The sequence below is a fragment of the Candidatus Pantoea gossypiicola genome (genome assembly GCF_008632075.1).
Taxonomy (GTDB): Bacteria; Pseudomonadota; Gammaproteobacteria; order Enterobacterales; family Enterobacteriaceae; genus Pantoea; species Pantoea gossypiicola.
Window position 1 is genome coordinate 87,184 of record NZ_VWVM01000007.1, and the last position, 24,779, is coordinate 111,962.

A 24,779-nucleotide genomic window follows, 5' to 3' on the forward strand; every position below is an offset into this window, starting at 1 on the left:
AATCCGTTACATCAAACGTTGGTAGAGATCACGGTAGGCCTGTGCGGCCACCTGCCAGCTAAAGTCCATCGCCATCGCCTGGCGCTGAACGTAACGCCACAGTGAAGGACGGGACCACAACACAAATGCGCGCCGGATGGCCCGCAACAGCGACCAGGCATTGGCATCTTCAAAGCTGAAGCCGCTGGCAATACCGTCGGCCAGGTTCTCCAGAGAACTGTCATTAACGGTATCGGCCAGCCCGCCAGTGCGGCGTACTAACGGCAACGTACCATACTTCAGACCATAAAGTTGTGTCAGGCCACAGGGCTCAAAGCGACTCGGCACCACGATCACATCCGCGCCACCGACAATACGGTGAGAGAACGCTTCGTGATAGCCAATCTGCACGCCGACACTGCCCGGATGCTCCGCCGCCGCCGCCAGGAATCCCTGTTGCAGTTCGGCATCACCCTGTCCCAGCAGCACCAGCTGTCCGCCCTGCGCCAGCAGACCAGGCAGCGCTTCCAGTACCAGGTCCAGGCCCTTCTGTTTGGTCAGACGGCTGATCACGCAGAATACTGGTGCTTTATCATCCACCTTCAGCCCCATCGCCACCTGCAGCTGCCGTTTGTTTTCCGCTTTCGCCTCCAGCGTGTCGCGGTTATAGCGCGCGCTTAGCAGCAGATCGTGCGCCGGGTCCCAGATAGAGGGATCGACGCCATTAAGGATCCCGCTAAGCCGGCCTTCCAGCATCCGCTGCGCCAGCAGGCTTTCCATGCCATAAGCATATTCGGCAGAGGTAATTTCATGCGCGTAAGTCGGACTCACCGCCGTGATGTGGTCAGCGTAAAAGAGTCCCGCTTTCAGGAAGGAGATCTGTCCGAAGAACTCCAGCCCATGCATGTTAAAGAACGACCACGGCAGGCCAATCTCATCCATGTGATGGGCCATGAACAACCCCTGGTATGCCAGGTTGTGCACGGTAAAGACGGATTTAGCCGGACGTCCACGCGCTTCCAGATAGGCGCAGGTCAGGCCAGCATGCCAGTCATGCGCATGCACGATCCCGGGACGCCACATAGAATCCATGCCGCACGCCAGTTCACAGCCGACCCAGCCCAGCAGCGCAAAACGCAGATAGTTGTCGACATACGCAAACTGCGACTCGTCATGGTAAGGACTGCCGGGGCGATCGTAGAGGCCAGGCGCATCAATTAAGTAGATGCCCACACCATTGAATTCACCAAATAGCAGACGTATATGACCGGCAAATGTCTCTCGCTCCGTCACTACCTGGAGATCAGGTATGCCTTTGCGCAGTGCGGGAAAAGCGGGCAACAGTACCCGTGTATCCGTGCCGCCCGCAATCTGCGCCTGAGGTAATGCCCCGACTACATCAGCCAGTCCGCCCGTTTTCAGCAGCGGGAAAAGTTCTGAACAGACATGTAAAACCTGCATCCTCGACCTCATTAAGTTATCCGGCACGCTCCGCGTGCCGATTGCGTAAGTTCCGCTTATCGCTTACAGCCCCGCTTTGGCCAGTCTGGCCAGCATGGCGCGGGTGACCAGTACGATCCCTTCATCCGAACGGTGAAAACGACGACTGTCTTCATCGGGGTTTTCGCCAATAACCATGCCTTCCGGCAGTTCGCAGGCGCGATCGATCACGCAGCGACGCAGGCGACACGATCGGCCCACTACCACATCGGGCAGCAGTACAGTTGAATCAATATTGCAAAACGAGTTAACGCGAACCCGGGGGAACAGCACTGAATTGACCACCACCGAACCGGAGATAATGCAGCCGCCCGAGACCAGCGAGTTCATGGTCATCCCGTGACTGCCGGAACGATCCTGAACAAATTTCGCCGGCGGCAGCGGCTCCATGTGAGTACGGATAGGCCAGGTGACGTCATACATATCCAGCTCAGGCATCACCGAGGCCAGATCGAGATTGGCGCGCCAGTAGGCCTCCAGCGTTCCGACGTCGCGCCAGTAAGGCGGCGCGTTGTCATCATTCTGGACGCAGGAGAGCGCAAAGGAGTGCGCATAGCCTTCGCCGCTTGCCACCACTTTCGGCAGGATATCTTTGCCGAAATCGTGGTTAGAGCCTGGCGTCTGCAGATCCGCTTCCAGCAGTTCATAGAGATAATCCGCGTTGAAGACGTAGATCCCCATGCTGGCGAGCGACTGCGTGTCATCACCTGGCATGGTGGGCGGTTTCGCGGGTTTCTCCACGAAGTCGATCACCATGTTCTCCTCATTCACCGCCATCACGCCAAACGCCGTGGCTTCATGCACCGGTACCGGTAAACAGGCGATGGTACATTTCGCCTCGTTTACCACGTGATCCAGCAGCATGCGTGAATAATCCATCTTATAAATGTGGTCCCCGGCAAGGATCACGATGTACTGCGCCTGATAGCGGCGAATCACATCAAGGTTTTGCGTCACGGCATCGGCCGTTCCGCGATACCACTGTTCGGTCGAAAAGCGCTGCTGCGCTGGCAGCAAATCGACAAACTCATTCATCTCTTCATTGAAGATCGACCAGCCACGCTGGATATGCTGAGTCAGGGTATGGGACTGATACTGGGTAATGACGCCAATCCGCCGGATACCGGAGTTGACGCAGTTGGAGAGGGCAAAGTCGATAATGCGGAACTTGCCGCCGAAATGCACCGCCGGTTTGGCACGTTTGGCCGTTAAATCGACCAGCCGCGTGCCGCGTCCGCCGGCAAGGATCAGAGCAACCGTCTGTGTAGGGAGCTGGCGGGCCAGCATCAGGTGTTCTGTTCTATCTAACTTAACCATGTCTGACTCCTTATGATTGCTTTTGGAACACGCACACACCGTGTGCGGGACCATGCCAGACAGTTAGCAGGATGGGGTTGTCGTCCCCGGCGAAAGGAGGAAGGGCACGCCATTCTCCGTCTGGTAACACGATGTCATTCACCGTATCCGTGGCGTTTATTGTTATTAACCAGCGGCCGGACAGCAGGATCTGCAATCTGTGCATCCCCTGTGCCCATTCATCGTGCTGCAGTGGCTGGCCACCGGCATTGAGCCACTGCACATTGTCGTCACCGTCCTGCCACCAGCGATCTGCGGTCAGCGCCGGGATGCGCTGGCGCAGAGCAATCAGTGCGGCGGTGAATCCGACTAATCCCTTCTCATCCGCCTGCCAGTCAAGCCAGCTCAGAGCGTTGTCCTGACAGTAGGCGTTGTTGTTGCCGCGCTGCGTATGGCCGCGCTCATCGCCCGCCAGCAGCATTGGCGTGCCCTGTGACAGCAGCAGCGTGGTGAGCAGTGCCCGTACGCTGCGACGGCGGCGTTCGATCACGTCAAAGCTGACGTTCAGCCCCTCTTTACCGTGGTTGTGGCTGTAGTTATCACCGTGGCCATCACGGTTATCTTCCCCGTTCGCTTCGTTGTGTTTACGTTCGAAGCTCACCACATCCCACAGCGTAAAGCCGTCATGGGCGGTGATCAGGTTAACCGTGGCGTGTGGCGGCCGGTCATCATGCTGGTAGAGATCGCTGGAGGCGGCAAAGCGGCGGACAAAGTCGCCGTTGCTTACGTCGCCGTGCAGCCAGTAACGACGTGCGGTGTCGCGAAACTTATCGTTCCACTCGGCAAAAGGCGGCGGAAAACGGCCAACCTGATAGCCGTCAGGGCCGATATCCCAGGGTTCCGCAATCAGCTTGACCTGAGAGAGCAGCGGACAGGCGCGTATCGCCTCGAAAAAGGGTGCATCACGCTGGTAATCGGGTGTACGGCCCAGTACCGGTGCGAGGTCAAAGCGGAAGCCGTCTACGTGGCAGACCCGTACCCAGTAGCGCAGCGCCTCTAAGGTCCATGCCATCACCTGCGGATGGTGGATATTCAACGTGTTGCCGCAGCCGGTCCAGTTCTGATAACCGCCCTGCTCATCGAGCCAGTAGTAGCTGGCATTGTCGATACCGCGCATTGAGATCGTCGGGCCAATCTCGTCCAGTTCAGCAGTATGGTTGAACACCACATCCAGCAGCACTTCGATACCCGCGGCGTGCAGGTTTTTTACCGCCTGCTGAAACTCCTGCAGCGGCGTCACGCCTAGCTGTCCAGAGGCGTAACGCGGATCGACCGCCCAGAGCGCAAAGGGATTGTAGCCCCAGTAATTGCTCAGGCCGAGCCGGAGCAGGCGCGGCTCGCTGGCAAAATGGGCCACCGGCAGTAGCTCCAGCGCCGTAATGCCGAGATCGCGCAGGTAGTTCACCATAACAGGATGACCCAACGCCGCGTAAGTCCCGCGCAGCGTTTCCGGAATTTCCGGATGCTGCTTCGTCAGGCCGCGCACGTGCGCTTCATAAATCACCGTGTTACCCCACGGGGTGCGCGGGGCGACGTCGTCCTGCCAGTCGAAATCTTCCGCCACCACCCGTGACTTTGGCGCAATGGCCGCGTTGTCTTGCGGATCGGGCTGCGCTTCGCCACCCTGAAACAGCGGGTCATCCGGAACATCGCCTTCCACCGCGCGGGCGCAGGGATCAACCAGCAGCTTTGCCGGGTTAAAGCGATGTCCCCGCTGCGGCGACCAGGGGCCATAGACCCGATAGCCGTAGCGCTGTCCCGGTTTTAACGCCGGAACATAACCGTGCCAGATATCCCCACTGCGGCCAGGCAGGTCAAAACGCTGTTCTGCGCCCTGTTCATCAAACAGGCAGAGCTCTACGCGCTCCGCATGCTGTGAGAACAGGGTGAAGTTAACGCCTTTACCATCGTAACTGGCACCCAGCGGTTCGGGATCGCCGGCAGTAATAGTCATTCAGCCTCCCGCACCAGCCAGACTGTTGCCAGCGGTGGCAGATCAAGACTCAGCGACTGCGGTCGTCCGTGGCTTTCCTGCTCATCGGTATGCACCCGATGAATACGCACGTCACTGCCGTGATACTCATGCTGATCGGTATTCAGCACTTCACGCCAGTAGCCAGGCTGATTAACGCCAAAGCGATAGCCCGGACGCGGCACCGGGGTAAAGTTACTCACGACGATCACTTCATTGCCTTCACGATCGCGGCGGACAAAGGCGAAGACGGAGTGTTCCGCATCGTTGACCACCAGCCACTCAAAGCCTGCCGGATCGAAGTCGAGTTGATGCAGCGGCGTGTAGTACTGATAGGTGTGGTTGAGATCGCGCACCAGACGCTGCACGCCGTGATGCCAGTTATCGCCGCCTTCCAGCAGATGCCAGTCCAGGCTGACGTCGTGGTTCCACTCGCGGCCCTGAGCAAATTCGTTGCCCATGAACAGCAGTTTCTTGCCGGGGAAGCCCCACATCCAGCCGTAGTAGGCACGCAGGTTAGCGAACTTCTGCCAGGCGTCGCCCGGCATACGATCGAGAATGGAGCGCTTACCGTGCACCACTTCGTCATGCGACAACGGCAGCACAAAGTTTTCGGTGTAGTTGTACATCATGCCGAAGCTCATCAGGTTGTGATGGTGCTTGCGGTAGATGGGATCGACCTGCATGTAGTCGAGCGTGTCGTGCATCCAGCCCAGGTTCCATTTGAACCAGAAGCCCAGCCCGCCGCCTTCGGTCGGACGCGTCACGCCAGGATAGTCGGTTGACTCTTCAGCCATGGTTACCGACCCGGACGCCACCGTACCGAGCGTGCGGTTGGTGTAACGCAGGAATTCGATCGCTTCGAGGTTCTCACGGCCACCGAATTGATTCGGCACCCACTCCCCTTCGTTGCGGCTGTAATCGCGGTAGATCATGGAGGCGACCGCATCCACGCGCAGGCCATCAATGCCAAAACGTTCGGTCCAGTAGAGCGCATTGCCCGACAGGTAGTTGCTCACTTCCCGGCGACCAAAGTTGTAAATCAGGGTGTTCCAGTCCTGGTGGAAGCCTTCTCGCGGGTCGCTGTGCTCATAGAGCTGCGTGCCGTCGAAGCGCGCCAGACCGAAATCATCGCTAGGGAAATGACCCGGCACCCAGTCGAGCAGCACGTTGAGGCCCGCTTCATGGGCGGCGTCAATAAAGGCGCGGAACTCATCACGGGTTCCAAAACGGCGGGTCGGCGCATACATGCCCAGCGGCTGATAGCCCCAGCTACCATCAAACGGATGTTCGTTAATCGGCAGCAGTTCGATATGGGTAAAGCCCATCTCTTTGACATAAGGCACCAGCTGTTCAGCCAGCTCTTTGTAGCTCAGCCAGAAGTTGTTGTCGGTGTGACGACGCCAGGAGCCCAGATGCACTTCATAGATGGAGATGGGCGCGTCAAAACCGTTGGCGGCTTTACGCTCCTCTTTCATCTCAACCGGCTCTGGCAGGCCACAGATCATCGACGCAGTTTGCGGGCGCATCTGCGCTTCAAAGGCGTAAGGATCCGCTTTGATGCGCAGATCACCATTGGCGTCGATAATTTCATATTTGTAGAGCTGGCCGTTAACCGCGCCCGGCACAAACAGCTCCCAGATGCCCAGTTCCTGACGCAGACGCATCGGATGACGGCGGCCATCCCAGAAATTGAAGTCGCCAACCACTGAGACGCGACGGGCGTTGGGTGCCCAGACGCAAAAGCGGGTGCCGAAGACGCCATCAATGACGTCGCCATGCGCGCCCAGCGTCTCGTAAGGACGCAGGTGTGTTCCTTCCGCCAGCAGCCACAGATCCATCTCCTGCAGCAGCGGGCCAAAGCGGTAGGCATCATCGACCAGGTTTTGCTGGCCGTGCCAGTTCACCGCCAACTGGTAGCGGAAATGATTTTTACGGCGCGGAATCACGCCACTGAAGAAGCCGCGTGCATCCTCGCACACCAGCTGAGCCAATTTGCGTCCGGTGGAGGTTTCAATGACCCACACTTCGAGCGCTTCGGGGAGCAATGCCCTGACTTCCAGGCCTTGCTGAGTTCGGTGCATCCCTAGTAACGAAAAAGGGTCGGCATAATTACCCGCAAACAGGGCATTGATCGCATCGCGATCGGGAAGCTCTGACATGACTTTCTTCCTGTGATAATTGGCAGCCGAAATGAACGCAACATAGCCTGTCGCGCTTCACCTGCGCTGCTCTTCATTGAGCCATACGTACAACGACAAAGAAGTCAGGCCATTCCGTGGGAAAATTTTTTTGTCGTGTACCACAACCATTTAGTCCGGAAAGCACAAGGGTGACCTGTGGCACATCATGGTTAAATCATAGCTTGGTCGCGGCAGTTGCCATGGACTTAAGCAAAATATTCTTTAGCGAGCGGCAAAAAAGGGAAGCTGATCACTTAGTAAGCGAAACGGCAGGTTGCTTCGTGTACGAAACAGATAAAAAAGGCCGTATAAATCCGCGCATTAGTGCCATTTATGCTGCCCGTAGCGTCCGGATGGAAGACGCTGCTTTTATCACCGGACTGGAACAGCGTCTCTGCCGCCGGACAATGTCAGACACCCGGCATGATGAGCGCAGATGGCGATGGAGAAAAGCTACCTGATAACGTGTTGTAAAGCGATGGTTAACAGCATGTTTCTTGGTTTGGCAGGGATTGGTTTATCTACTAAGCAAGAAGTGAATCTGCTTCACGATCTTAAATTTTTCCCTAAATAGCCATTCTTCTATTTTTTCTTTGCATTAGCATGCGAATAGAAATAACAGAGGCAAAGGAATTGCTATGGCTTTATACGGAAAGTTTATAATCAATAATGCTGATTATTCACCACTGATTTTTCCGGGATTAGGAACTTTTTTAGCGTTTTCTGGTAATGACATCTACCGTAATAGAGGTGGCTGCGGAATGATAATTAATAAAGGGCCATTACCTGCCGGGCATTACTACATCGTTGACAGACCTTCTGGAAATTGGGTGAATAGCGTCAGAGCCTGGGCTATTGACGAAATAAAAAGTGCATTTAAGTATCATGTTGACCATTCAGAATGGTTTGCCCTTTATCGTGTTGATAACACAATAGACGATAGCACATTTTTTCGGGGCGTTACCCGGGGCGGTTTCAGACTCCATCCTGGTCAGGTCTCAGAGGGCTGTATTACTCTTGCCTCGCAATCAGACTTCAATATGCTGAGAAATGCGCTGTTAAGAACGTCAAGAATCCCGGTTCCGGGTACAGATTTAAAAGCTTATGGCACCATTGAGGTAATCACATATGGCGACATTTGCCCGTAAATCAGGGAAGGCAGGCTACTTCCTTCTGCTTTTAGTTTGCGTGGGTCGGGCTATGGGTGAACCCTATAACTGGATTAACTATGATTTCGTTTTAAAGATAGGAAATCTGCTTTATGGATCCGGTGAAATTGGCGCAGAGGCAATAGATGATACGTATTTCTATATTAGCTTTCTCACTAACATATTTATCAGCATGGTGTTTTTTTTCATGACAATGAAGTTGATCAGAAAAATAAGGAGATATTAGCATGCCAATTCCTGCTTATATGTGGCTCAAAGATGATGGTGGTGCTCATATTAAAGGTTCTGTTGATGTACGGGATCGCGAAGGCAGTATTGAGATTGTGGGTTTCAGCCATGGGCTGAATATTCCTGTCGACAGCGCTAACGGCAGGATTACCGGCAAGCGTTCACACTCACCGATAATGATCGAAAAGGAGTTTGATAGTTCCAGTCCTTATCTGTACAAGGCGGTTGCGACGGGTCAAACACTGCAAAGTGCGGAAATCCGCTGGTACAGAATCAACCATGCCGGTCAGGAAGAGTGTTACTTTGTTATGACTATCGAGGGGGATAAACATTACTGGTGTGAATCCCGGCGTGCCAAACGCTAAAATGTCAGGTAATGCACAAATTAATCATATGGAATCAGTATCCATGATGTATGACAAAATTACATGAGGTTATGTTGATGGCAATGTTCAGTATAACGATGACTGGAATGTGCGGGCATAGAGGATTCGGAAGAAAGGCATTAGTAAAAAAATAAGTGACTATTAAGAATATAAAAACCTGGTTCTAAACATCCTCGCACCTCTTTAAAATGATGCGCAAGCTTAGTTGAGTAGCCTTGTTAATTTAAAAAACTTACAGACCCTAAACCATCTAAAAAAAGCCAAGCCAACAATAGAAAAATTTTCACTTTGTTAACTCCGTAATCACAGAGGGTCAACACAGTAATAATTATTAATCTATACCTTTTTTTGAACATCATCACATTTTGGAAACGAAGCGGTGAAAGTTAGTAAAGCATGATTGAAAATCATAAAAGTTAGTCGTATTAAAGAAAATGACATCCATTAAGATGTCTAACTGAATAAGGAAATTAATTATGGCAAAACATTGGTCAGGACAACCATGTCCGAAAACAGGAACTTATGGCCAGTATCACGACACTGACAATTCATATGCAGGAACTGCCTATGATCGTCATGTGAAAAAAGACGATCCATTCCCACCAAGCAAAAATAATCATCACTTTAAAGAAAAGTGATATCGAAAAGAAAAAGCCCCGCGGGGCTTTTTCTTTTTTATCATAACGCTATCCTTTTTGCTCGCCATTAAAATGCATTTGCTTCGCAATGAATCTGCATTACCATGATTGATAGATGATTTCCGGAAGTTTCAGGGCGTTACGCCAATATTGGCGGATTCGATCTTACGAGCACATTTTTGAAGAAGTCATGTAGCACGTTATGCAGCAATAGAATTTCTAAATCGCTGTAATGCAATTATCTGACTAATGACACTCATAACTGGCACAATATGTCATAAATCGCAGAGAACCTTTCCACTGAGACCCAGAAAATCATCCAGAGGCTTAATGAACACAAAAAAGCCCGTAACCATCAATGATGATTACGGGCTTTCGCATAGCGACCAGCGGTTAGCCGATCATTTTGTGTTATTCAATCGGCATGACTTAGGCGATATCTGCTGGTTAGTCGATTAACAACCGCAGCATGCGACGCAGAGGTTCGGCAGCGCCCCATAACAGCTGGTCGCCTACCGTGAAGGCAGAGAGATATTCCGGTCCCATGTTCAGTTTACGCAGACGGCCAACCGGCGTAGTCAGCGTGCCGGTAACGGCGGCAGGCGTCAGTTCCCGCATCGTCAGCTCGCGATCATTTGGCACCACTTTGACCCACTCATTGTGAGAGGCCAGCAGTTGCTCAATTTCAGCCAGCGGCAGGTCGCGTTTCAGCTTCAGCGTAAACGCCTGGCTGTGGCAGCGCAGCGCGCCGACGCGCACGCATAATCCATCAACCGGGATAACCTTTGAAGTAGCGAGGATCTTGTTGGTCTCCGCCTGGCCTTTCCACTCTTCACGGCTCTGACCGTTTTCCAGCTGTTTGTCGATCCACGGAATCAGGCTGCCTGCCAGTGGTACGCCGAAGTTGTCGGTCGGTAAGGTGCCGGAACGGGTGAAGTCGGTCACGCTACGCTCGATGTCGAGGATGGCGGAGGCCGGGTTCTGCAGCGCAGGCGCAACGTGATCGTGCAGCATACCCATCTGGGTCAGCAGTTCGCGCATGTGCCGCGCGCCGCCGCCAGAGGCAGCCTGATAGGTAGCAACCGACGCCCACTCAACCAGATCCTGCGCAAACAGGCCGCCCAGTGACATCAGCATCAGGCTGACGGTACAGTTTCCGCCGACAAAGGTTTTGATACCACGGTCGATGCCCTGGCGAATCACAGCATGGTTAACCGGATCGAGGATGATGATGGCATCATCCTTCATGCGCAGCGTGGAGGCCGCATCAATCCAGTATCCCTGCCAGCCGCTGGCGCGCAGCTTTGGATAGACGTCACTGGTGTAGTCGCCGCCCTGGCAGGTGATAATGATATCCAGCGCGCGCAGCGCCTCAATATCAAATGCATCCTGCAGGGTGCCCTGCTGTTTGCCCGCAAACGCGGGTGCCGCCTGACCATGCTGCGACGTCGAGAAGAAGACCGGATTGATTGCATCAAAATCACGCTCTTCACTCATGCGGGACATCAGCACTGAGCCAACCATACCGCGCCAACCAACAAAACCTACGTTCTTCATGTCGTGTCCGTCTAAGGCAGTTACACCTGCTTTTCATTTCAGAGGAGAGAGCCGCGTGCTATTTTCACGCCGCTCTGCGTAATAATAAGGTTTACCTATGTCCCCTCACTCTACAAAATGCAGGCCGGGTAGCAAGTGAATTAATTCGATTACGCTAACTTTTTCAGCAGCGTAACTAATAACTCCGTTTTTTCGCGAACAACATGGCGTAGAACCGATGACTGAAATGATTTCAGCAACAATATTATTGTTGTTAATTATGGACCCGCTGGGCAATCTGCCGATTTTTATGTCGGTTTTAAAGCATCTGGAGCCGAAACGGCGGCGGGTGGTGCTAATCCGCGAAATGCTGATTGCCCTAATCATCATGCTGCTGTTTCTGTTTACCGGCGAACGCATCCTGGCGTTTTTGAATCTGCGCACTGAGACCGTGTCGATCTCCGGCGGGATTATCCTGTTTCTGATCGCCATCAAGATGATTTTTCCGTCGGCCGAAAGCAGCAGTTCTGGCTTACCGGCGGGCGAAGAGCCGTTCCTCGTACCGCTGGCAATTCCGCTGGTGGCCGGGCCATCGCTACTGGCCACATTAATGCTGCTGTCGCATCAGTATCCGCATCAGATGTCGCATCTGGTAGGCGCGCTGCTGATCGCCTGGGGCGTAACGGTCGCTATTCTGCTGATGTCAGGTCTGTTCCTGCGTCTGCTGGGCGATAAGGGTGTGAATGCGCTGGAACGTCTGATGGGATTGATACTGATTATGCTGGCGACCCAGATGTTTCTGGACGGCATCCGGGCCTATCTGAAGCTGTAGGGAAAGGTCTGCGCTTCCCGTAATGCCGGGGAAGCGCAAAAACGGCATGATTAAGAGAGCAGTTCGAAAGCAATCATCCCTACTACCGCGCCCACAGTCCCGAGAATGGTCTCCATCAGCGTCCAGGTCTTCAGCGTTTCCGCTTCGCTGGCCCCGGTGAAGCGACCAAACAGCCAGAACCCGGCATCGTTCACATGGCTGATGATGATAGAGCCACCGCCGATGCAGATGGACAGCGCCGCCAGTTGCGCGCCGCTGTAATGCAGCGGTTCAATCACCGGCATGATTAGCCCCACGGTGGTCAGACAGGCGACCGTCGCCGACCCCTGAATCACACGCACCGCGCCCGACAGGATAAAGCAGGCCAGCGCAATCGGCAGACCTGCGCCGGTCAGCGTATTACCCAGCACTGGCCCCACACCGGAATCCACCAGTACCTGCTTGAACACGCCGCCTGCGCCAATCACCAGCAGGATAATCCCGGCCGGTTGCAGCGCGCTGCCGCACACCTGCATCACCCGCTCTTTATTCATACCCTGGCGGTAAGCCAGGCCATAAATCGCCACCAGCAGCGCCAGCAGAATGGCAGTGAAAGGATGGCCGATAAATTCCAGCCACTCGTACAGCGTGGTGCCTTCGGTCGTGAAGCGTGCGCCGATAGTTTTCAGGCCGACCAGCACCAGCGGGAACAGGATCAGTGAGAGGCTGAAGCCAAAGGACGGCAGCTTGCTCTCATCGACATCCGGCTGATGATCTTCCGGCGGTGCGCTGAACGTCACGTGATTGCCGATGAAGTTGCCAAACAGCGGCCCGGCAATCAGCATGCCCGGAATCGCCGCGCAAAGACCCAGCAGAATCATCCAGCCGAAGTCCGCGTGCATCTGTGAAGCCAGCAGCATTGGAGCCGGTCCGGGCAGCAGGAACGCCGCCGCCGCGGCCACACCGGCAAACAGCGGAATCACCAGCTTCACGAGATTGCCGCCGGTACGCCGCGCCACCGCAAACGCGATGCTGATTAACAGCACCACCGCCACCTCAAAGAAAAGCGGCAGCGCGCAGATCAGACCGGCAATCCCCATCGCATAATGGGCGCGGCTCTGACCAAAGGTTTTCAGCATTCGGATAGCGATTTGATCCACGGCACCGGTTTCATGCAGGATTTTGCCGAACATCGCGCCCAGCGCGACCACAATGGCGAGGAAGCCGAGCGTGCCGCCCATCCCCTTCTGCATAGTTTCCGCGATTTTGTTCAGTGGCATGCCGGAGAATAACCCGGCACCGATGGAGACTAACATCAGCGCGACAAAGGCGTGCATCCGTGCCTTCATCACCAGAAAAAGCAGCAGCAGGACAGAGCCTGCTGCGGTCAAAACGAGTGTTGCGGTATTCATCTCTAACCCTGGCTGATAGCGTCCTGGATAGTCGCAACCGTAGCCGCCACCACCTCGTCCAGTGAATGGGCGATATCCACGACCAGGACATCCGGCTCATCACTGCCCGGCTCTTCCAGCGTGGCAAACTGGGTTACCAGCATCTGCGGCTTGAAGAAGTGGCCTTTACGCGCCTTCAGGCGGGCTTCGATGGTGTCAAAATCGCCTTTCAGGTAGACGAAACGCAGGTTGTCATTGCCCTGACGCAGAATGTCGCGATAACTTTTTTTCAGGGCTGAGCAGACAATGATGGAGATCGCCTGGGTGCGCTGCATGGCAAACGCGGCATCATTCAGCGCCTGTAACCATGGCTGGCGATCGCTGTCATCCAGCGGATGACCATCGGCCATCTTCAGGATGTTGGCGCGCGGGTGGAGAAAATCACCGTCAAGAAAGGCCGTAGTGAGCTGGTGAGAAACCTGGTTGGCGACGGCAGATTTTCCGCTGCCTGAAACGCCCATCAGGATAAAGACGTGATGTGACGGGGATTGCGTTGTCATTTTTCTGCTCCGGCAGGTGAGAATTTGCCAATGTTACCGATAACAATGTCGTTTCTCATTCTCCTGGCCGGTTAACAGCCTGGCAACCTTTTTACCAGGAAAAGCATGAAAGTGTGAGCTGACTCATAAAAACGCCACAATCAGATGCTACCACCCTCACTGATCTCAAAACCGATATCCCGCAGCGGATCATCACTGCTCTCACCGGCAATACGCGCCAGCAACATTGCCGCCGCTTCACGCCCCATGCGGTCCCGCGGCGTCAGCACTGTCGCCAGCTGTGGTGTGACGACCTGACTGATATCATGGCCGTGAAAACCCGCAATCGCCATCTGAGTGGGTACCTGCAATCCCTGGCGCTGACACTCAAACATCGCACCGACCGCCAGGTCATCATTGGTACAGAACAGGCTATCCGTTTCAGGATAGAGGCGTTGCGCCTCACGCAGCAAATCGCCACCGGCGCTGAATGATGAGGCATCCTCCATCATCACGCTGTGCGGCGTCAGACCTGCTTCGCGCATGGCGATTTCATAACCGCGCTGCTTTTGCAGCGTACGTTCATCAAGACGTGCGCCGAGGTAGACGGTGTGACGATGCCCTTTACTGAGGATCGCCTGCGTCATCTGCCGGGCCGCTTCGACGTTATCAAAGCCGACCGCCATATCCAGGCAGGGTGTAACGCTGTCCATCACCTCAATCACCGGAATACCGGCCACTTCCAGCATACGCAGCGTGCCTGGCGTATGGGTACGTTCGGTGAGGATAACGCCATCAATGTTCCAGCCCAGCAGCGAGCGCAGTTGCAGCTCCTCTTTTTGCGGGTTGTAACCAAAATGGGCGACCAGCGTCTGATAGTTGGCTTCGTCAGTGACGGCTTCAATGCCGCGCAGAACGTCAGCAAAGACCTGGTTGGTGAGTGATGGCAGCAGTACGCCGATGGCACGGCTGGTCGCGTTAGAAAGCATATCGGGGGCGCGATTGGGGATATAACCCAGCTCATCCAGTGCCACTGCAATCTTGTCCCGCAGAGCAACAGAGACCTGCTCAGGATTACGCAGGTAACGGCTGACGGTCATTTTTGTAATGCCGACGCGATCGGCAACGTCCTGTAATACCGGTCTTTTCTTCTTCATCGTAGCGCCTGGGATCGCCCTGAAAGCTAAAGTACGATGAGTCTATCACTTTTCTGTCACAAAATTCCTAACCGGGCGCGACGAGTCGCGCCCGTTATCTGCTTAGACGGGTGGCAGATCAAACAGCAGAACTTCGGCAGCCGAACTGGCTTCAATCGTCAGCGCGCTTTCGTCCCAGATCGCCAGGGCGTCGCTGGTGGTGACCGCGTTACCGTTAACGGTGACATCACCTTTCACGACCTGAATCCAGATACGACGTCCCGCATCAATCGCGACGTTATCCTGCTCACCGGCTGCCAGTACCCAGCGCGATAAGGTCATGTCCTGATAAACTTTCAGCGATCCTTCACGGGCATCCGGGCTTAACACCAGCTGACGTCCCTGCACATCCGGGAAGCGGCGCTGATCGTAGCGTGGCTCAATGCCGGTTCGCTCAGGAATGATCCAGATCTGATAGAGGTGCAACGGTTCGCTTTCGCTGGCGTTATATTCCGAGTGACGCACGCCGGTACCGGCGCTCATGATCTGGAACTCTCCTGCCGGGATCTGCTCTTTGTTGCCCATGCTGTCCTGATGCTCAACCGTACCGGAGAGCACGTAGGTCAGGATTTCCATATCTTTATGCGGATGGGTGCCAAATCCCTGACCGCCATCGATCACATCTTCATTGATGACCCGCAGCGCGGAGAACCCCATGAAGTTCGCATCGTGATAGCTGGCGAAAGAGAAGGTATGCCAGCTATCCAGCCAGCCATGGTTTGCGTGACCGCGTTCTTCAGCTTTGCGTACATAGATCATGTTCAAATCTCCTCAATGTTTTTTATAGTGTGTCTATGAGGCGGTTTGATTGATAGCTGAAAAACTTCACGCCTCTGTTCAAATTCATTGAATGAGTGTGAAGCAGTGGCTGAAAAGCATTGAAGAAGTGCAGGCAAAAAAAAGCCAGCATTTAAGCTGGCGAAATAATACTGGAAGCAATGTGAGCAATGTCGTGCTTTTCCAGGCTGTCGGGCGACCTACCGGAAATGCATGGCAATAATAATCATTATCATTCGCGTCTGTAAAGTCATTTTCACATTTTTAGCTTGATTAACGATCTGAATACCTTGATGTTTAAAAGGTTTTTATGGGCTAAAGGAGCGACCATGGGTGAAATCGTTGTCCGCCACGTCATGCCAGAAGATGCTGCTGCGCTGCACAGGATTTACAGTCAGCCAGATACTCAGGCCAGCACGCTGCATCTGCCTTACTCATCGCTGCAGATGTGGCAGACCCGCCTCGCTACGCCACAGCCCCATTCGCACCTGCTGGTGGCCTGTATTGATGAGGACGTCGTCGGTCAGTGTGCGCTGCACGTAGAAGAGCGGCCCAGACGCCGTCACACTGCCTCGCTGGGGATGGGCGTTGGATGAACGTTACCGGAAGCGTGGCGTCGCCACTGCGCTGATGCATGAAATGGTCTCGTTGTGCGACAACTGGCTACAGGTGAGCCGGATGGAGCTGACAGTGTTCGTCGACAATGCTCCGGCCATCGCCCTTTATCAGCGTTTTGGTTTTGAGATTGAGGGAACGGCGCGCGGGTTCGCCATGCGGCACGGTGAACTGATCGATGCGTACTCTATGGCGCGGATCAAACCCTGACCTGTGATGATGAAAAAGGGCACCTGCTGGTGCCCTTTGTGCTGAAAACCCTGGCACAGTGCGCTGTCAGTCAGCGCCTGCACAGGAAACGAGGTCAGTTTTGTATCAGTAACCCGCACTCAAATCATCAATGCTGCGCGGGTCAGACGCGCCATACAGCATGCCATCCGGCCCAATCATGATGCTCTGGGTACTGCCCATCGCAGGCAGCACCTTCACATGCTGACCTTTGGCTTCCAGCAGACGCAGCGTATCGGGACTGAAGCCCTTCTCCACCCGCAACTGATCCGGCAGCCACTGATGGTGGAAGCGCGGCGCGTTAGTGGCTTCCGCCACGTTCATCCCGAAATCGATGCTATTCACCACCATCTGCAACACCGTGGTGATAATGCGGCTGCCGCCCGGACTGCCGGTCACCAGCCAGGTTTTGCCCCCTTTAGCGACGATGGTTGGCGACATCGATGACAATGGACGTTTCGCCGGTTGCACCGCATTCGCTTCCCCGCCCACCAGCCCGTAGACATTTGGCGTGCCTGGCTTGGCAGAGAAGTCATCCATTTCATTATTCATCAGGATGCCACTCTTGCCCGCCACAATTCCGCTGCCGAAATAGGTGTTCAGCGTGTAGGTCACCGCAACGGCATTGCCCTGCTTATCCACCACCGAGAAATGGGTGGTCTGGTTGCTTTCGTAAGGTTCGAGCTTGCCCGGTTTAATCTCACTGGAAGGTCGTGCCTTCGCCACGTCGATCTGCTGCGCCAGCGTTTTAGCATAGGCTTTACTGGTCAGCGCCTGCCACGGCACCTTCACGAAATCGGGGTCGCCGAGATATTCCGAGCGGTCCGCGTAGGCATATTTTTCCGCTTCCGCCATCACCTGCATGGCGTCAGCGCTGCCAAAGCCCATCTTCGACAGATCGAAGTTCTCCAGGATATTGAGGATCTGCACGATGTGGATACCACCGGATGACGGCGGCGGCATGGAGAAGACTTCATAACCGCGGTAGGTGCCACTGATGGGCGTTCGCTCGACCGCGCGATAGGCCGCCAGGTCAGCTTTATTGATCAGCCCGCCGTGTTGCGCCATCTCGCCGGCGATCTCATCCGCGATTTCACCTTTGTAAAAGGCATCCGGCCCCTGGCGGGCTATCAGTTGCAGACTGTGAGCCAGGTTTTTCTGCACCAGCCGATCGCCCTTCTGCCACGGCGTGCCGTCCGGTTTGTAGAAGATCGCTTTACTGTTGGGATGGGTAATCAGCACCTCTTTGCCGTAGGTTTTCAGGTCATCCGCCAGCGCATCGTTGACCGGAATACCGTCACGCGCCAGTCTGATGGCCGGTGCCAGCAGAGTGCTCAGCGGCAGGGTGCCATATTTCTGCGCAGCCAGCGCCAGTCCGGCGACGGTGCCTGGTGTACCGGAAGCAAGGTGTGACGTCAGTGAAAGCTTACTGTCGGCGTTGCCCTGCTTATCCAGAAACATGTCGCGCGACGCGTGGCCCGGTGCCATTTCACGGAAATCGATAGCGGTAGCGCGGCCAGACGCGGTGCGCAGCAGCATAAAACCGCCTCCGCCCAGGTTGCCCGCCTGAGGATGGGTCACGGCCAGCGCAAAGCCCACGGCGACCGCGGCATCCACCGCATTACCGCCCTGACGCAGAATGTCTACGCCCACCTGGGTTGCCAGCGCATCCACCGATGCCACCATGCCGTGCTGCGCTTTTACCGGGTGAAAGGTATCACTGTCTACGCCGTAGGAGACCGGCGGAGCCTGAGTGGGGGCGGCGTTCGCGCCTGCCACCACGGTAAAACTCATCACCAGCGACCAGCTAAGCTGACGCACTGTCTGCTGCATTTTCATCCTGCCACCACCCCATGTTGTTATTTACATTTTTTTATCATTTCTGCAAGTGCCTACAAATACAGCAAAATAACCGGGGTTAAGTCAAATCAGGAATACATCTGAAAGTAAGGTCTGTGATATCGCGTAAACTTATGGGTGCGACCCTGATATCGGTGTGCGCCGTTGTGCACCCAAAAAACCTGTCGCGATTAAGGAAGGAGGAAAGATGAAAAAGTGGATGATTGTTTTAGCCGCCCTGCTGCCTTTCGCCAGTCAGGCGAACACGCTGAACAGCACCAACGATCCGAATAAACCGGGTTATAACCCGAGTCAGCAGCGGATGCAGTCGCAGATGCAGAGCCAGCAACAGCAGCAACAGCTGAAGCTGCGCCAGGATCAGCAGCGTCAGACGCAGGACATGCAGCGTAAAATGCAGGAGCAGCGCAACAGCGCCCAGCAGCGGGTGATTACTACGCAGCCGGGCCAGCAGAAACAGAACTAATGAAAATCGGGGCCGATGATGTCGATGCTGTCGGTACAGATGGCATCGACGCCCCACGTCAGCAATTCCCGCGCCCGGTCCGGGCTGTTCACGGTATAGACCAGAATCTTCAGGCCCGCGCTTTTCAGCTCTGCAACCCGCTGCGCAGTCAGCACTTTATGGTTGAGGTGGATGGAGACGCACGCCAGCGCCGTGGTCTTTTTCCGCCACTCTGGATCCCAGCTATGCGACAGCAGGCCACGCGGCAACTGCGGCTCGGCCTGCATCGCGGCTTCCAGCGCCTCAAAAGAGAATGACGAAAGCAGCGGTGCGGTCTGATCCTGCCACAGGATCGCAGCAGCCTGCGCCACGGCGCGTCCGGTTTCGGCGTCGCTGCCGGTCGTCGGCTTGATTTCGATGTTCGCCATCATCTGATGCTGACGACAGCGTGCCGCTACCTCATCCAGCCGCGCCAGCTTTTCGCCGGTAAATGCGTTGCCAAACCAGCTGCCCGCATCGAGCTGCGATAACTTCTCCCACGGCAGCTGACCTGCTACGCCCCAGCCGTTGCTGGTGCGATCCAGCGTGTCGTCATGCAGCAGGAAGAGCTGCGCATCCAATGATAATTTGACATCAAATTCAATCATCTGATGACCATACTTTGCGCCGACATCAATTGCCGCCAGGGTGTTTTCCGGTGCCAGTTTACCGCCGCCGCGATGGGCAACGATACGGGGATAAGGCCAGTGTTGTGTGCTCATTCCAGACGCTTTCCATGGGTTGAATCGAAGAAGTGTAACGCATCTGACGGCAGATGCAGCCACAGCGTACTGCCAGGCTGCGGCCGTTCGCTATGGGCTAAGCGTACCACCAGTGGCGTGTCGCCGATGCGACCGTGTGCCAGATTATCCGCGCCCAGCATCTCCAGCGTATCGACGCGTAGCGGGATACCGCCCTGCTCACGGCAGCTGAGCTGGATATGCTCTGGCCGGATACCCAGCACCACCGGCCGGTTAGCCCATTTCGGTTTTGTGTCACTGAGCGGCAGTGCATGCGAGGCGTCGAGGTCAAAGCGTGAGCCGTCACTGCTGAACTGGCCTTTTAGCAGGTTCATCGCGGGCGCGCCGATAAACGCGGCAACAAACTGGCTGGCGGGACGCTCATACACGTCGACCGGCGTGCCGATCTGTTCGACCACGCCTTTGTTCATCACCATCACCCGCTCCGCCAGCGTCATCGCCTCGACCTGATCGTGCGTCACATAGAGGCTGGTGGTCTGTAAGCGGCGATGCAGTTGCTGCAACTCCAGCCGCATCTGCACCCGCAGGCGGGCGTCGAGATTCGACAGCGGTTCATCGAACAGAAACACTGCCGGTTCACGTACGATGGCGCGGCCCATCGCCACGCGCTGGCGCTGTCCGCCCGAAAGTTCGCGAGGCCGACGCATCAGCAGGTGATCCAGCTCCAGACTGCGCGCCGCGTCGAGCACCCGCTGTCGGATCTGCTCTTTGCCCATTCCGCGGATTTTCAGGCCATAGGCCATGTTCTCCTCCACCGACATATGCGGATAGAGCGCGTAGTTCTGGAACACCATCGCAATACCGCGATCTTTCGGCTCTTCCTGGGTCACGCGCCGGTTGTCGATATAGATATCGCCGGAGGTGACGCGCTCCAGTCCGGCCACCATGCGCAGCAGGGTCGACTTCCCGCAGCCGGATGGCCCGACCATCACCATAAATTCGCCGTCATTGATGGTGACGTTCAGCGGCTGAATGATCTGATTTTTGCCATCGTAGGATTTGGTTACTGCCTGAAGGGTTACGCCTGCCATCTTATTTCTCACTCTCAACCAGACCGCGCACAAAGGCACGCTGCATGACTAACACCACTAACAGCGGTGGGATCAGGGTTAATAACATTGCCGCCATCACTTCGTTCCACTGGGTCGGCGAGCCGCTGCTGGAGATCATGCTTTTGATCCCCGCCACCGCCGTGCCGAGGCTGGCGTCATTGATAATCAGCAGCGGCCAGAGATACTGGTTCCAGCCGTAGATAAAGGTGATCACGAACAGCGCCGCCAGATTGGTTCTGGAGAGCGGCAGCACGATGTCGATAAAGAAGCGCATCGCGCTGGCACCGTCGATGCGCGCCGCTTCAACCAGCTCATCCGGCAGTGACATAAAAAACTGACGGAACAGAAAGGTGGCGGTCGCTGAGGCCATCAGCGGCAGGGTTAAGCCACTGTAGCTGTCGAGCAGATTAAGGTCGGCAATCACCTGAACCGTGGGGAAGATACGCACCTCAACCGGCAGCATCAGGGTGATAAAGATCAGCCAGAAAAAGAGCGTGCGCAGCGGAAAACGAAACCAGACCAACGCAAACGCCGACAGCATCGACACGGTGATTTTGCCGAAGGTAATGCCCAGCGCCATGATCATGCTGTTGAGCAGCATCAGACCAAACGCCGGTCCGCTGCCGTTAACGCCATGGGTCCAGATTCGCGAGATGTTCTCCCACAGGTGCGTACCCGGTACCAGCGTCATCGGCACCTGATAGACCGCCTCGTTATCCAGCGTCGCCGCCACAAAGGCGACATAGAGCGGGAACAGGATGGTGAGCACGCCCAGCACCAGCACGATGTGGCTGAAGAGATCCAGCCCGCGTCGATTCTCAATCATTGGTATTGCACCTTACGTTCAACAAAGCGGAACTGGAGCACCGTCAGCCCGATGACCAGCAGCATCAGCACCACCGACTGCGCCGCGGATGAGGAGAGATCCAGACCGGTAAAACCTTCGCGATAGATTTTGTAGATCAGCGTGGTGGTCGCCTGCACCGGCCCGCCGCCGGTCGCGGCATCAATCACCGGGAAGGTATCGAAGAAGGCGTAGATCAGATTCACCACCAGCAGGAAGAAGCTGACCGGCGTAATCAGCGGCAGAGAAAGGTTGAAGAAGCGACGCACCGGCCCGGCACCGTCGATGGCGGTGGCTTCCACCAGCGATTTCGGGATAGATTGCAGTGCGGCGAAGAAGAACAGGAAGTTGTAGCTCATCTGCTGCCAGATCGACGCCAGCACAATCAGGAACATCGCCTGACCGCTGTTCTGCGCATAGTTCCAGTTGTAGCCGATGTGGTTCAGCAGATAGCTGAACAGGCCCAGACCGGGATTAAACAGAAACATCCACAGCACCGCGGCCACCACCGGGGCAACGGCGTAGGGCAGCAGCAGCAGGGTCTGATAGAGGCGGCGCAGTCGCACCACATAATCCACCAGCGCCGCCAGCAGCAGTGAAAACAGCATGCCGAACACCGTGACCATGCCGCTGAATTTTATCGTGGTCCAGAACGAATCCAGATAGTAGGGATCAGCAAACAGGCGTCTGAAGTTTTCCAGTCCGACAAAGCGGCTGGAGAGGCCAAAGGGATCGAGGCTTTGCAGCGAGTACCACAGCGCTTCACCGGCAGGCCAGAGAAAGAAGACCGCGGTGATCAGTAACTGCGGCAGCACCAGCAGATAAGGCAGCAGGCTGGTGCGAAAAACCGGGCGGGATGAAGACATGGCGTACCTGACGTCAGAAAAGAGGGGCCAGCCTGGGCTGGCCAGGGAAGAGATTACTTCACCTGCTGCTGGAAGCGACGCAGCAGTTCGTTGCCGCGTTTGACCGCGTTATCCAGCGCGCTTTGCGGCGACTGTTTACCGGTCCAGACGCTCTCCAGCTCTTCGTCAATCACGGCACGGATCTGCGGCATATTACCCAGACGCATCCCTTTAGTGAACGGCAGCGGCGGCTTGTTCATCATCTGACGGGTGGCGATATCTGCACCCGGATTTTTATCGTAGAAGCCCTGCTGTTTCGTCAGCTCATAGGCGGCGGTGGTAATCGGCAGGTAGCCGGTTTTCTGGTGCCATTCCGCCGCGATTTCCGGTTTCGCGAGGAACTGCATGAACTCCGCGACGCCTTTATACGTTGCCGGATCTTTGCCTTTCATTACCCACAGGCTGGCTCCGCCGATCAGGGCGTTCTGCGGCGCGCCTTTTACGGTATCGTCATACGGCATCATGCCGACGCCGAAGTTGAATTTTGCGTAGTGGCGGATATCAGCCAGCGAACCGGAGGAGGCGGTAGTGATGCCGCAGTCGCCGTTGTAGAACTTCGCAGTCGGCTCATCTTTGCGGCCAAAGTAGGTGAAATCCCCTTTTTTGTTCATCGCTTCCAGCATTTCGATGTGACGCACCTGCACCGGTTTGTTGAACTCCAGCACCGCATCCAGGCCGTCAAAGCCGTTATTTTCCGTGGCGACCGGCAGCGCATGCCAGGCGCTGAAGTTTTCTATCTGGATCCAGCCCTGCCAGCCGCTGGCGTAGCCGCAGCTCATGCCCGACTTGCGCAGCGCGGCGGCATCCGTGGCCAGCTCCTGCCAGGTTTTTGGGGGCTGATCCGGGTTCAGACCCGCTTTTTTGAAGGCGTCTTTGTTGTAATAGAGCACCGGCGTCGAGCTGTTAAACGGTTGAGAAATCAGTTGGCCTTTGCTGTCGCTGTAGTAGCCCGCAACCGTCGGTACGAACTGCTTTTCATCAAAGGGGATACCGGCATCTTTGAAGACCTGATGCACCGGCACAATCGCCTGTGAAGCCATCATGGTGGCCGTTCCCACTTCATAAACCTGCAGCACCGCAGGCGCTTTGCCGCTGCGCACTGCCGCGATCCCGGCCGCCAGGCTCTGCTCGTAGTTACCTTTGTAGGTCGGAACGATTTTGTAATCGGGATGGGTCTGGTTAAAGCGCTGAGCCAGCGAATCGACTTCTTTGCCTAACTCGCCTTCCATGGAGTGCCAGAAGGGGATCTCAGTGGCGGCCATGGCATGGCTGCTAAGCGTCAGACCGAGCAGCGCGCTCATCAGGCTACGACGAAAGGTAACGACGGACATAGAATTTTCCTGTGCAGGTAAATACGCGTGAAATCACGGATTTCTGGTTCGCGGAGTAACATGACACGGGGAAATGACGGATTAATAACAGGCAGATGACAGGCGGGTGACAGACTAAAGCGAGGAAAAGAGGACGCTGGCAGCGCGACGGCAAAACGCCCATGCTGCCAGTTTTTAGTGACATAAATTGCAGAGCGATTAGAAGCTGAAAATGCCTGACTGCGACTTTCACTTCACTGAAGTCGAAGGCCGTAGTCGGCACTACCCACACCGACACTCAAGGCCGTCGGCGGCACATTCCGCATCACTTTCAAAGGCCGTGCCCCATCAGGCACCTAAGTAAGCGCTGCGGACGGCTTCGTTGGAGAGCAATGCTGCACCAGTGTCTTCGAGCACCACATGCCCGTTCTCCAGCACATAGCCCCGATCCGCCAGCTTCAGCGCCTGATTCGCATTCTGCTCCACCAGGAAAATCGTCATCCCCTCGCTGCGCAGTTGCTCAATGGTGTCAAAGATCTGCTGAATAATGATCGGGGCCAGTCCCAGCGACGGCTCATCCAGCAGCAGCAGGCGCGGCTGGCTCATCAGCGCGCGGCCAATCGCCAGCATCTGCTGTTCGCCACCTGACATCGTCCCGGCACGCTGGATTTTGCGCTCTTCCAGCCGCGGAAAGAGTTCATACACACGCTTAATCCGCGTCAGATACTCCGGACGGCTGGCAAAAAAGCCGCCCATCGCCAGGTTCTCTTCCACCGTCATGCGCGAAAACACCCGCCGTCCCTCTGGCACGATGGCGATCGCTTCACGCATAATGCGCGCCGTTTGCCAGTCGGTAATCGCTTTGCCATCAAAGGTGATAGTGCCCTGAGTCGCACGCGGCTCGCCGCAGAGCGTGCCCAGCAGCGTGGTTTTTCCGGCACCGTTAGCGCCAATCAGGGTGACAATTTCGCCCTGATTGATATAAAGGCTGACGTTGTGCAGCGCCTGAATTTTGCCGTAATGGGCGCTGACGTTCTCAATGGTTAACATCGCATTTGCCAT

General features: G+C 55.7%; 20 protein-coding genes and 2 pseudogenes. 6 read left to right on the plus strand and 16 right to left on the minus strand.

Annotated features, from left to right (window positions below; all coding sequences use genetic code 11):
* Nucleotides 1–6 precede the first annotated feature (6 nt).
* From glgA to glgB, 4 genes are all read right to left on the minus strand, one after another.
* On the minus strand, nucleotides 7–1,440 hold the full coding sequence (gene glgA, locus F3I20_RS11030; RefSeq protein WP_150011142.1) for a glycogen synthase GlgA: 1,434 nt from the start codon (nucleotides 1,438–1,440) through the stop codon (nucleotides 7–9).
* A gap of 63 nt (nucleotides 1,441–1,503) precedes the next feature.
* On the minus strand, nucleotides 1,504–2,796 hold the full coding sequence (glgC, locus tag F3I20_RS11035) for a glucose-1-phosphate adenylyltransferase (protein WP_009087751.1): 1,293 nt from the start codon (nucleotides 2,794–2,796) through the stop codon (nucleotides 1,504–1,506).
* Nucleotides 2,797–2,806: 10 nt separating this feature from the next.
* Entirely contained in the window at nucleotides 2,807–4,789 is a 1,983-nt protein-coding gene (gene glgX / locus F3I20_RS11040; protein WP_150059918.1) for a glycogen debranching protein GlgX, read from the minus strand.
* The gene (gene glgB / locus F3I20_RS11045) at nucleotides 4,786–6,969 is read right to left on the minus strand and encodes a 1,4-alpha-glucan branching enzyme (protein ID WP_150011146.1); all 2,184 of its coding nucleotides are present in this window, start codon (nucleotides 6,967–6,969) and stop codon (nucleotides 4,786–4,788) included. The genes glgX and glgB overlap by 4 nt, the downstream gene beginning before the upstream one ends.
* 659 nt (nucleotides 6,970–7,628) lie before the next feature.
* Between glgB and F3I20_RS11050 the strand changes: the two genes are divergently transcribed.
* The 3 genes and pseudogenes from F3I20_RS11050 to F3I20_RS23930 all read left to right on the plus strand — a co-directional run bounded on the left by F3I20_RS11050 (nucleotide 7,629) and on the right by F3I20_RS23930 (nucleotide 9,411).
* On the plus strand, nucleotides 7,629–8,138 hold the full coding sequence (locus tag F3I20_RS11050) for a DUF2778 domain-containing protein (RefSeq protein WP_150037545.1): 510 nt from the start codon (nucleotides 7,629–7,631) through the stop codon (nucleotides 8,136–8,138).
* A 248-nt stretch (nucleotides 8,139–8,386) separates the two neighbouring features.
* Nucleotides 8,387–8,819: pseudogene (locus F3I20_RS11060) on the plus strand (Hcp family type VI secretion system effector).
* A 430-nt stretch (nucleotides 8,820–9,249) separates the two neighbouring features.
* Nucleotides 9,250–9,411 carry a hypothetical protein gene (locus F3I20_RS23930; protein WP_164501699.1) on the plus strand — a complete coding sequence of 54 codons (162 nt, stop codon included), beginning with the start codon at nucleotides 9,250–9,252 and terminating at the stop codon, nucleotides 9,409–9,411.
* Nucleotides 9,412–9,858: 447 nt separating this feature from the next.
* On the opposite strand, the gene asd is transcribed toward F3I20_RS23930, so the two are convergent.
* Nucleotides 9,859–10,968, minus strand: coding sequence for an aspartate-semialdehyde dehydrogenase (asd, locus tag F3I20_RS11065; protein ID WP_150011150.1), 1,110 nt, complete (start codon nucleotides 10,966–10,968; stop codon nucleotides 9,859–9,861).
* Nucleotides 10,969–11,185: 217 nt separating this feature from the next.
* Between asd and F3I20_RS11070 the strand changes: the two genes are divergently transcribed.
* Complete coding sequence (locus tag F3I20_RS11070) at nucleotides 11,186–11,779, plus strand: YhgN family NAAT transporter (RefSeq protein ID WP_013359324.1); 594 nt, start codon at nucleotides 11,186–11,188, stop codon at nucleotides 11,777–11,779.
* A gap of 50 nt (nucleotides 11,780–11,829) precedes the next feature.
* On the opposite strand, the gene gntU is transcribed toward F3I20_RS11070, so the two are convergent.
* The 4 genes from gntU to F3I20_RS11090 form a co-directional block, all read right to left on the minus strand.
* The gene (gene gntU, locus F3I20_RS11075) at nucleotides 11,830–13,170 is read right to left on the minus strand and encodes a gluconate transporter (protein WP_150011152.1); all 1,341 of its coding nucleotides are present in this window, start codon (nucleotides 13,168–13,170) and stop codon (nucleotides 11,830–11,832) included.
* Between the two features lie 2 nt (nucleotides 13,171–13,172).
* The gene (gntK, locus tag F3I20_RS11080; protein ID WP_150011154.1) at nucleotides 13,173–13,709 is read right to left on the minus strand and encodes a gluconokinase; all 537 of its coding nucleotides are present in this window, start codon (nucleotides 13,707–13,709) and stop codon (nucleotides 13,173–13,175) included.
* Between the two features lie 140 nt (nucleotides 13,710–13,849).
* A complete protein-coding gene (gntR, locus tag F3I20_RS11085) occupies nucleotides 13,850–14,845 on the minus strand; it encodes a gluconate operon transcriptional repressor GntR (RefSeq protein ID WP_013359330.1) in 996 nt (331 codons plus the stop codon).
* Between the two features lie 102 nt (nucleotides 14,846–14,947).
* Nucleotides 14,948–15,643, minus strand: a complete 696-nt coding sequence (locus F3I20_RS11090; RefSeq protein ID WP_013359331.1) for a pirin family protein — start codon at nucleotides 15,641–15,643, stop codon at nucleotides 14,948–14,950.
* A gap of 347 nt (nucleotides 15,644–15,990) precedes the next feature.
* On the opposite strand from F3I20_RS11090, the pseudogene F3I20_RS11095 reads away from it, so the two are divergent.
* A pseudogene (locus F3I20_RS11095) lies at nucleotides 15,991–16,486 on the plus strand (GNAT family N-acetyltransferase).
* A 105-nt stretch (nucleotides 16,487–16,591) separates the two neighbouring features.
* Here F3I20_RS11095 and ggt read toward each other — a convergent pair.
* On the minus strand, nucleotides 16,592–18,343 hold the full coding sequence (ggt, locus tag F3I20_RS11100; protein WP_150011156.1) for a gamma-glutamyltransferase: 1,752 nt from the start codon (nucleotides 18,341–18,343) through the stop codon (nucleotides 16,592–16,594).
* 208 nt (nucleotides 18,344–18,551) lie between these two features.
* Here ggt and F3I20_RS11105 point away from each other — a divergent pair, with 208 nt between their 5' ends.
* Nucleotides 18,552–18,827: a DUF2756 domain-containing protein gene (locus tag F3I20_RS11105; protein ID WP_150011158.1), complete on the plus strand. Its 276-nt coding sequence runs from the start codon at nucleotides 18,552–18,554 to the stop codon at nucleotides 18,825–18,827.
* Here F3I20_RS11105 and ugpQ read toward each other — a convergent pair.
* The 6 genes from ugpQ to livF form a co-directional block, all read right to left on the minus strand.
* Nucleotides 18,824–19,567, minus strand: a complete 744-nt coding sequence (gene ugpQ, locus F3I20_RS11110; protein ID WP_150011160.1) for a glycerophosphodiester phosphodiesterase — start codon at nucleotides 19,565–19,567, stop codon at nucleotides 18,824–18,826. The two genes, F3I20_RS11105 and ugpQ, sit on opposite strands and share 4 nt — an antisense overlap.
* Nucleotides 19,564–20,637: a sn-glycerol-3-phosphate import ATP-binding protein UgpC gene (locus F3I20_RS11115; RefSeq protein ID WP_150037547.1), complete on the minus strand. Its 1,074-nt coding sequence runs from the start codon at nucleotides 20,635–20,637 to the stop codon at nucleotides 19,564–19,566. Before F3I20_RS11115 ends, ugpQ begins: the two co-directional genes overlap by 4 nt.
* A gap of 1 nt (nucleotide 20,638) precedes the next feature.
* On the minus strand, nucleotides 20,639–21,484 hold the full coding sequence (gene ugpE / locus F3I20_RS11120) for a sn-glycerol-3-phosphate ABC transporter permease UgpE (protein ID WP_150037548.1): 846 nt from the start codon (nucleotides 21,482–21,484) through the stop codon (nucleotides 20,639–20,641).
* Nucleotides 21,481–22,368: a sn-glycerol-3-phosphate ABC transporter permease UgpA gene (gene ugpA / locus F3I20_RS11125; protein WP_150037549.1), complete on the minus strand. Its 888-nt coding sequence runs from the start codon at nucleotides 22,366–22,368 to the stop codon at nucleotides 21,481–21,483. Before ugpA ends, ugpE begins: the two co-directional genes overlap by 4 nt.
* A 53-nt stretch (nucleotides 22,369–22,421) precedes the next feature.
* On the minus strand, nucleotides 22,422–23,738 hold the full coding sequence (gene ugpB / locus F3I20_RS11130; protein ID WP_150037550.1) for a sn-glycerol-3-phosphate ABC transporter substrate-binding protein UgpB: 1,317 nt from the start codon (nucleotides 23,736–23,738) through the stop codon (nucleotides 22,422–22,424).
* Nucleotides 23,739–24,065: 327 nt separating this feature from the next.
* Nucleotides 24,066–24,779 (minus strand): high-affinity branched-chain amino acid ABC transporter ATP-binding protein LivF, encoded by a 714-nt coding sequence (livF, locus tag F3I20_RS11135; protein ID WP_098052142.1) that lies wholly within the window; start codon nucleotides 24,777–24,779, stop codon nucleotides 24,066–24,068.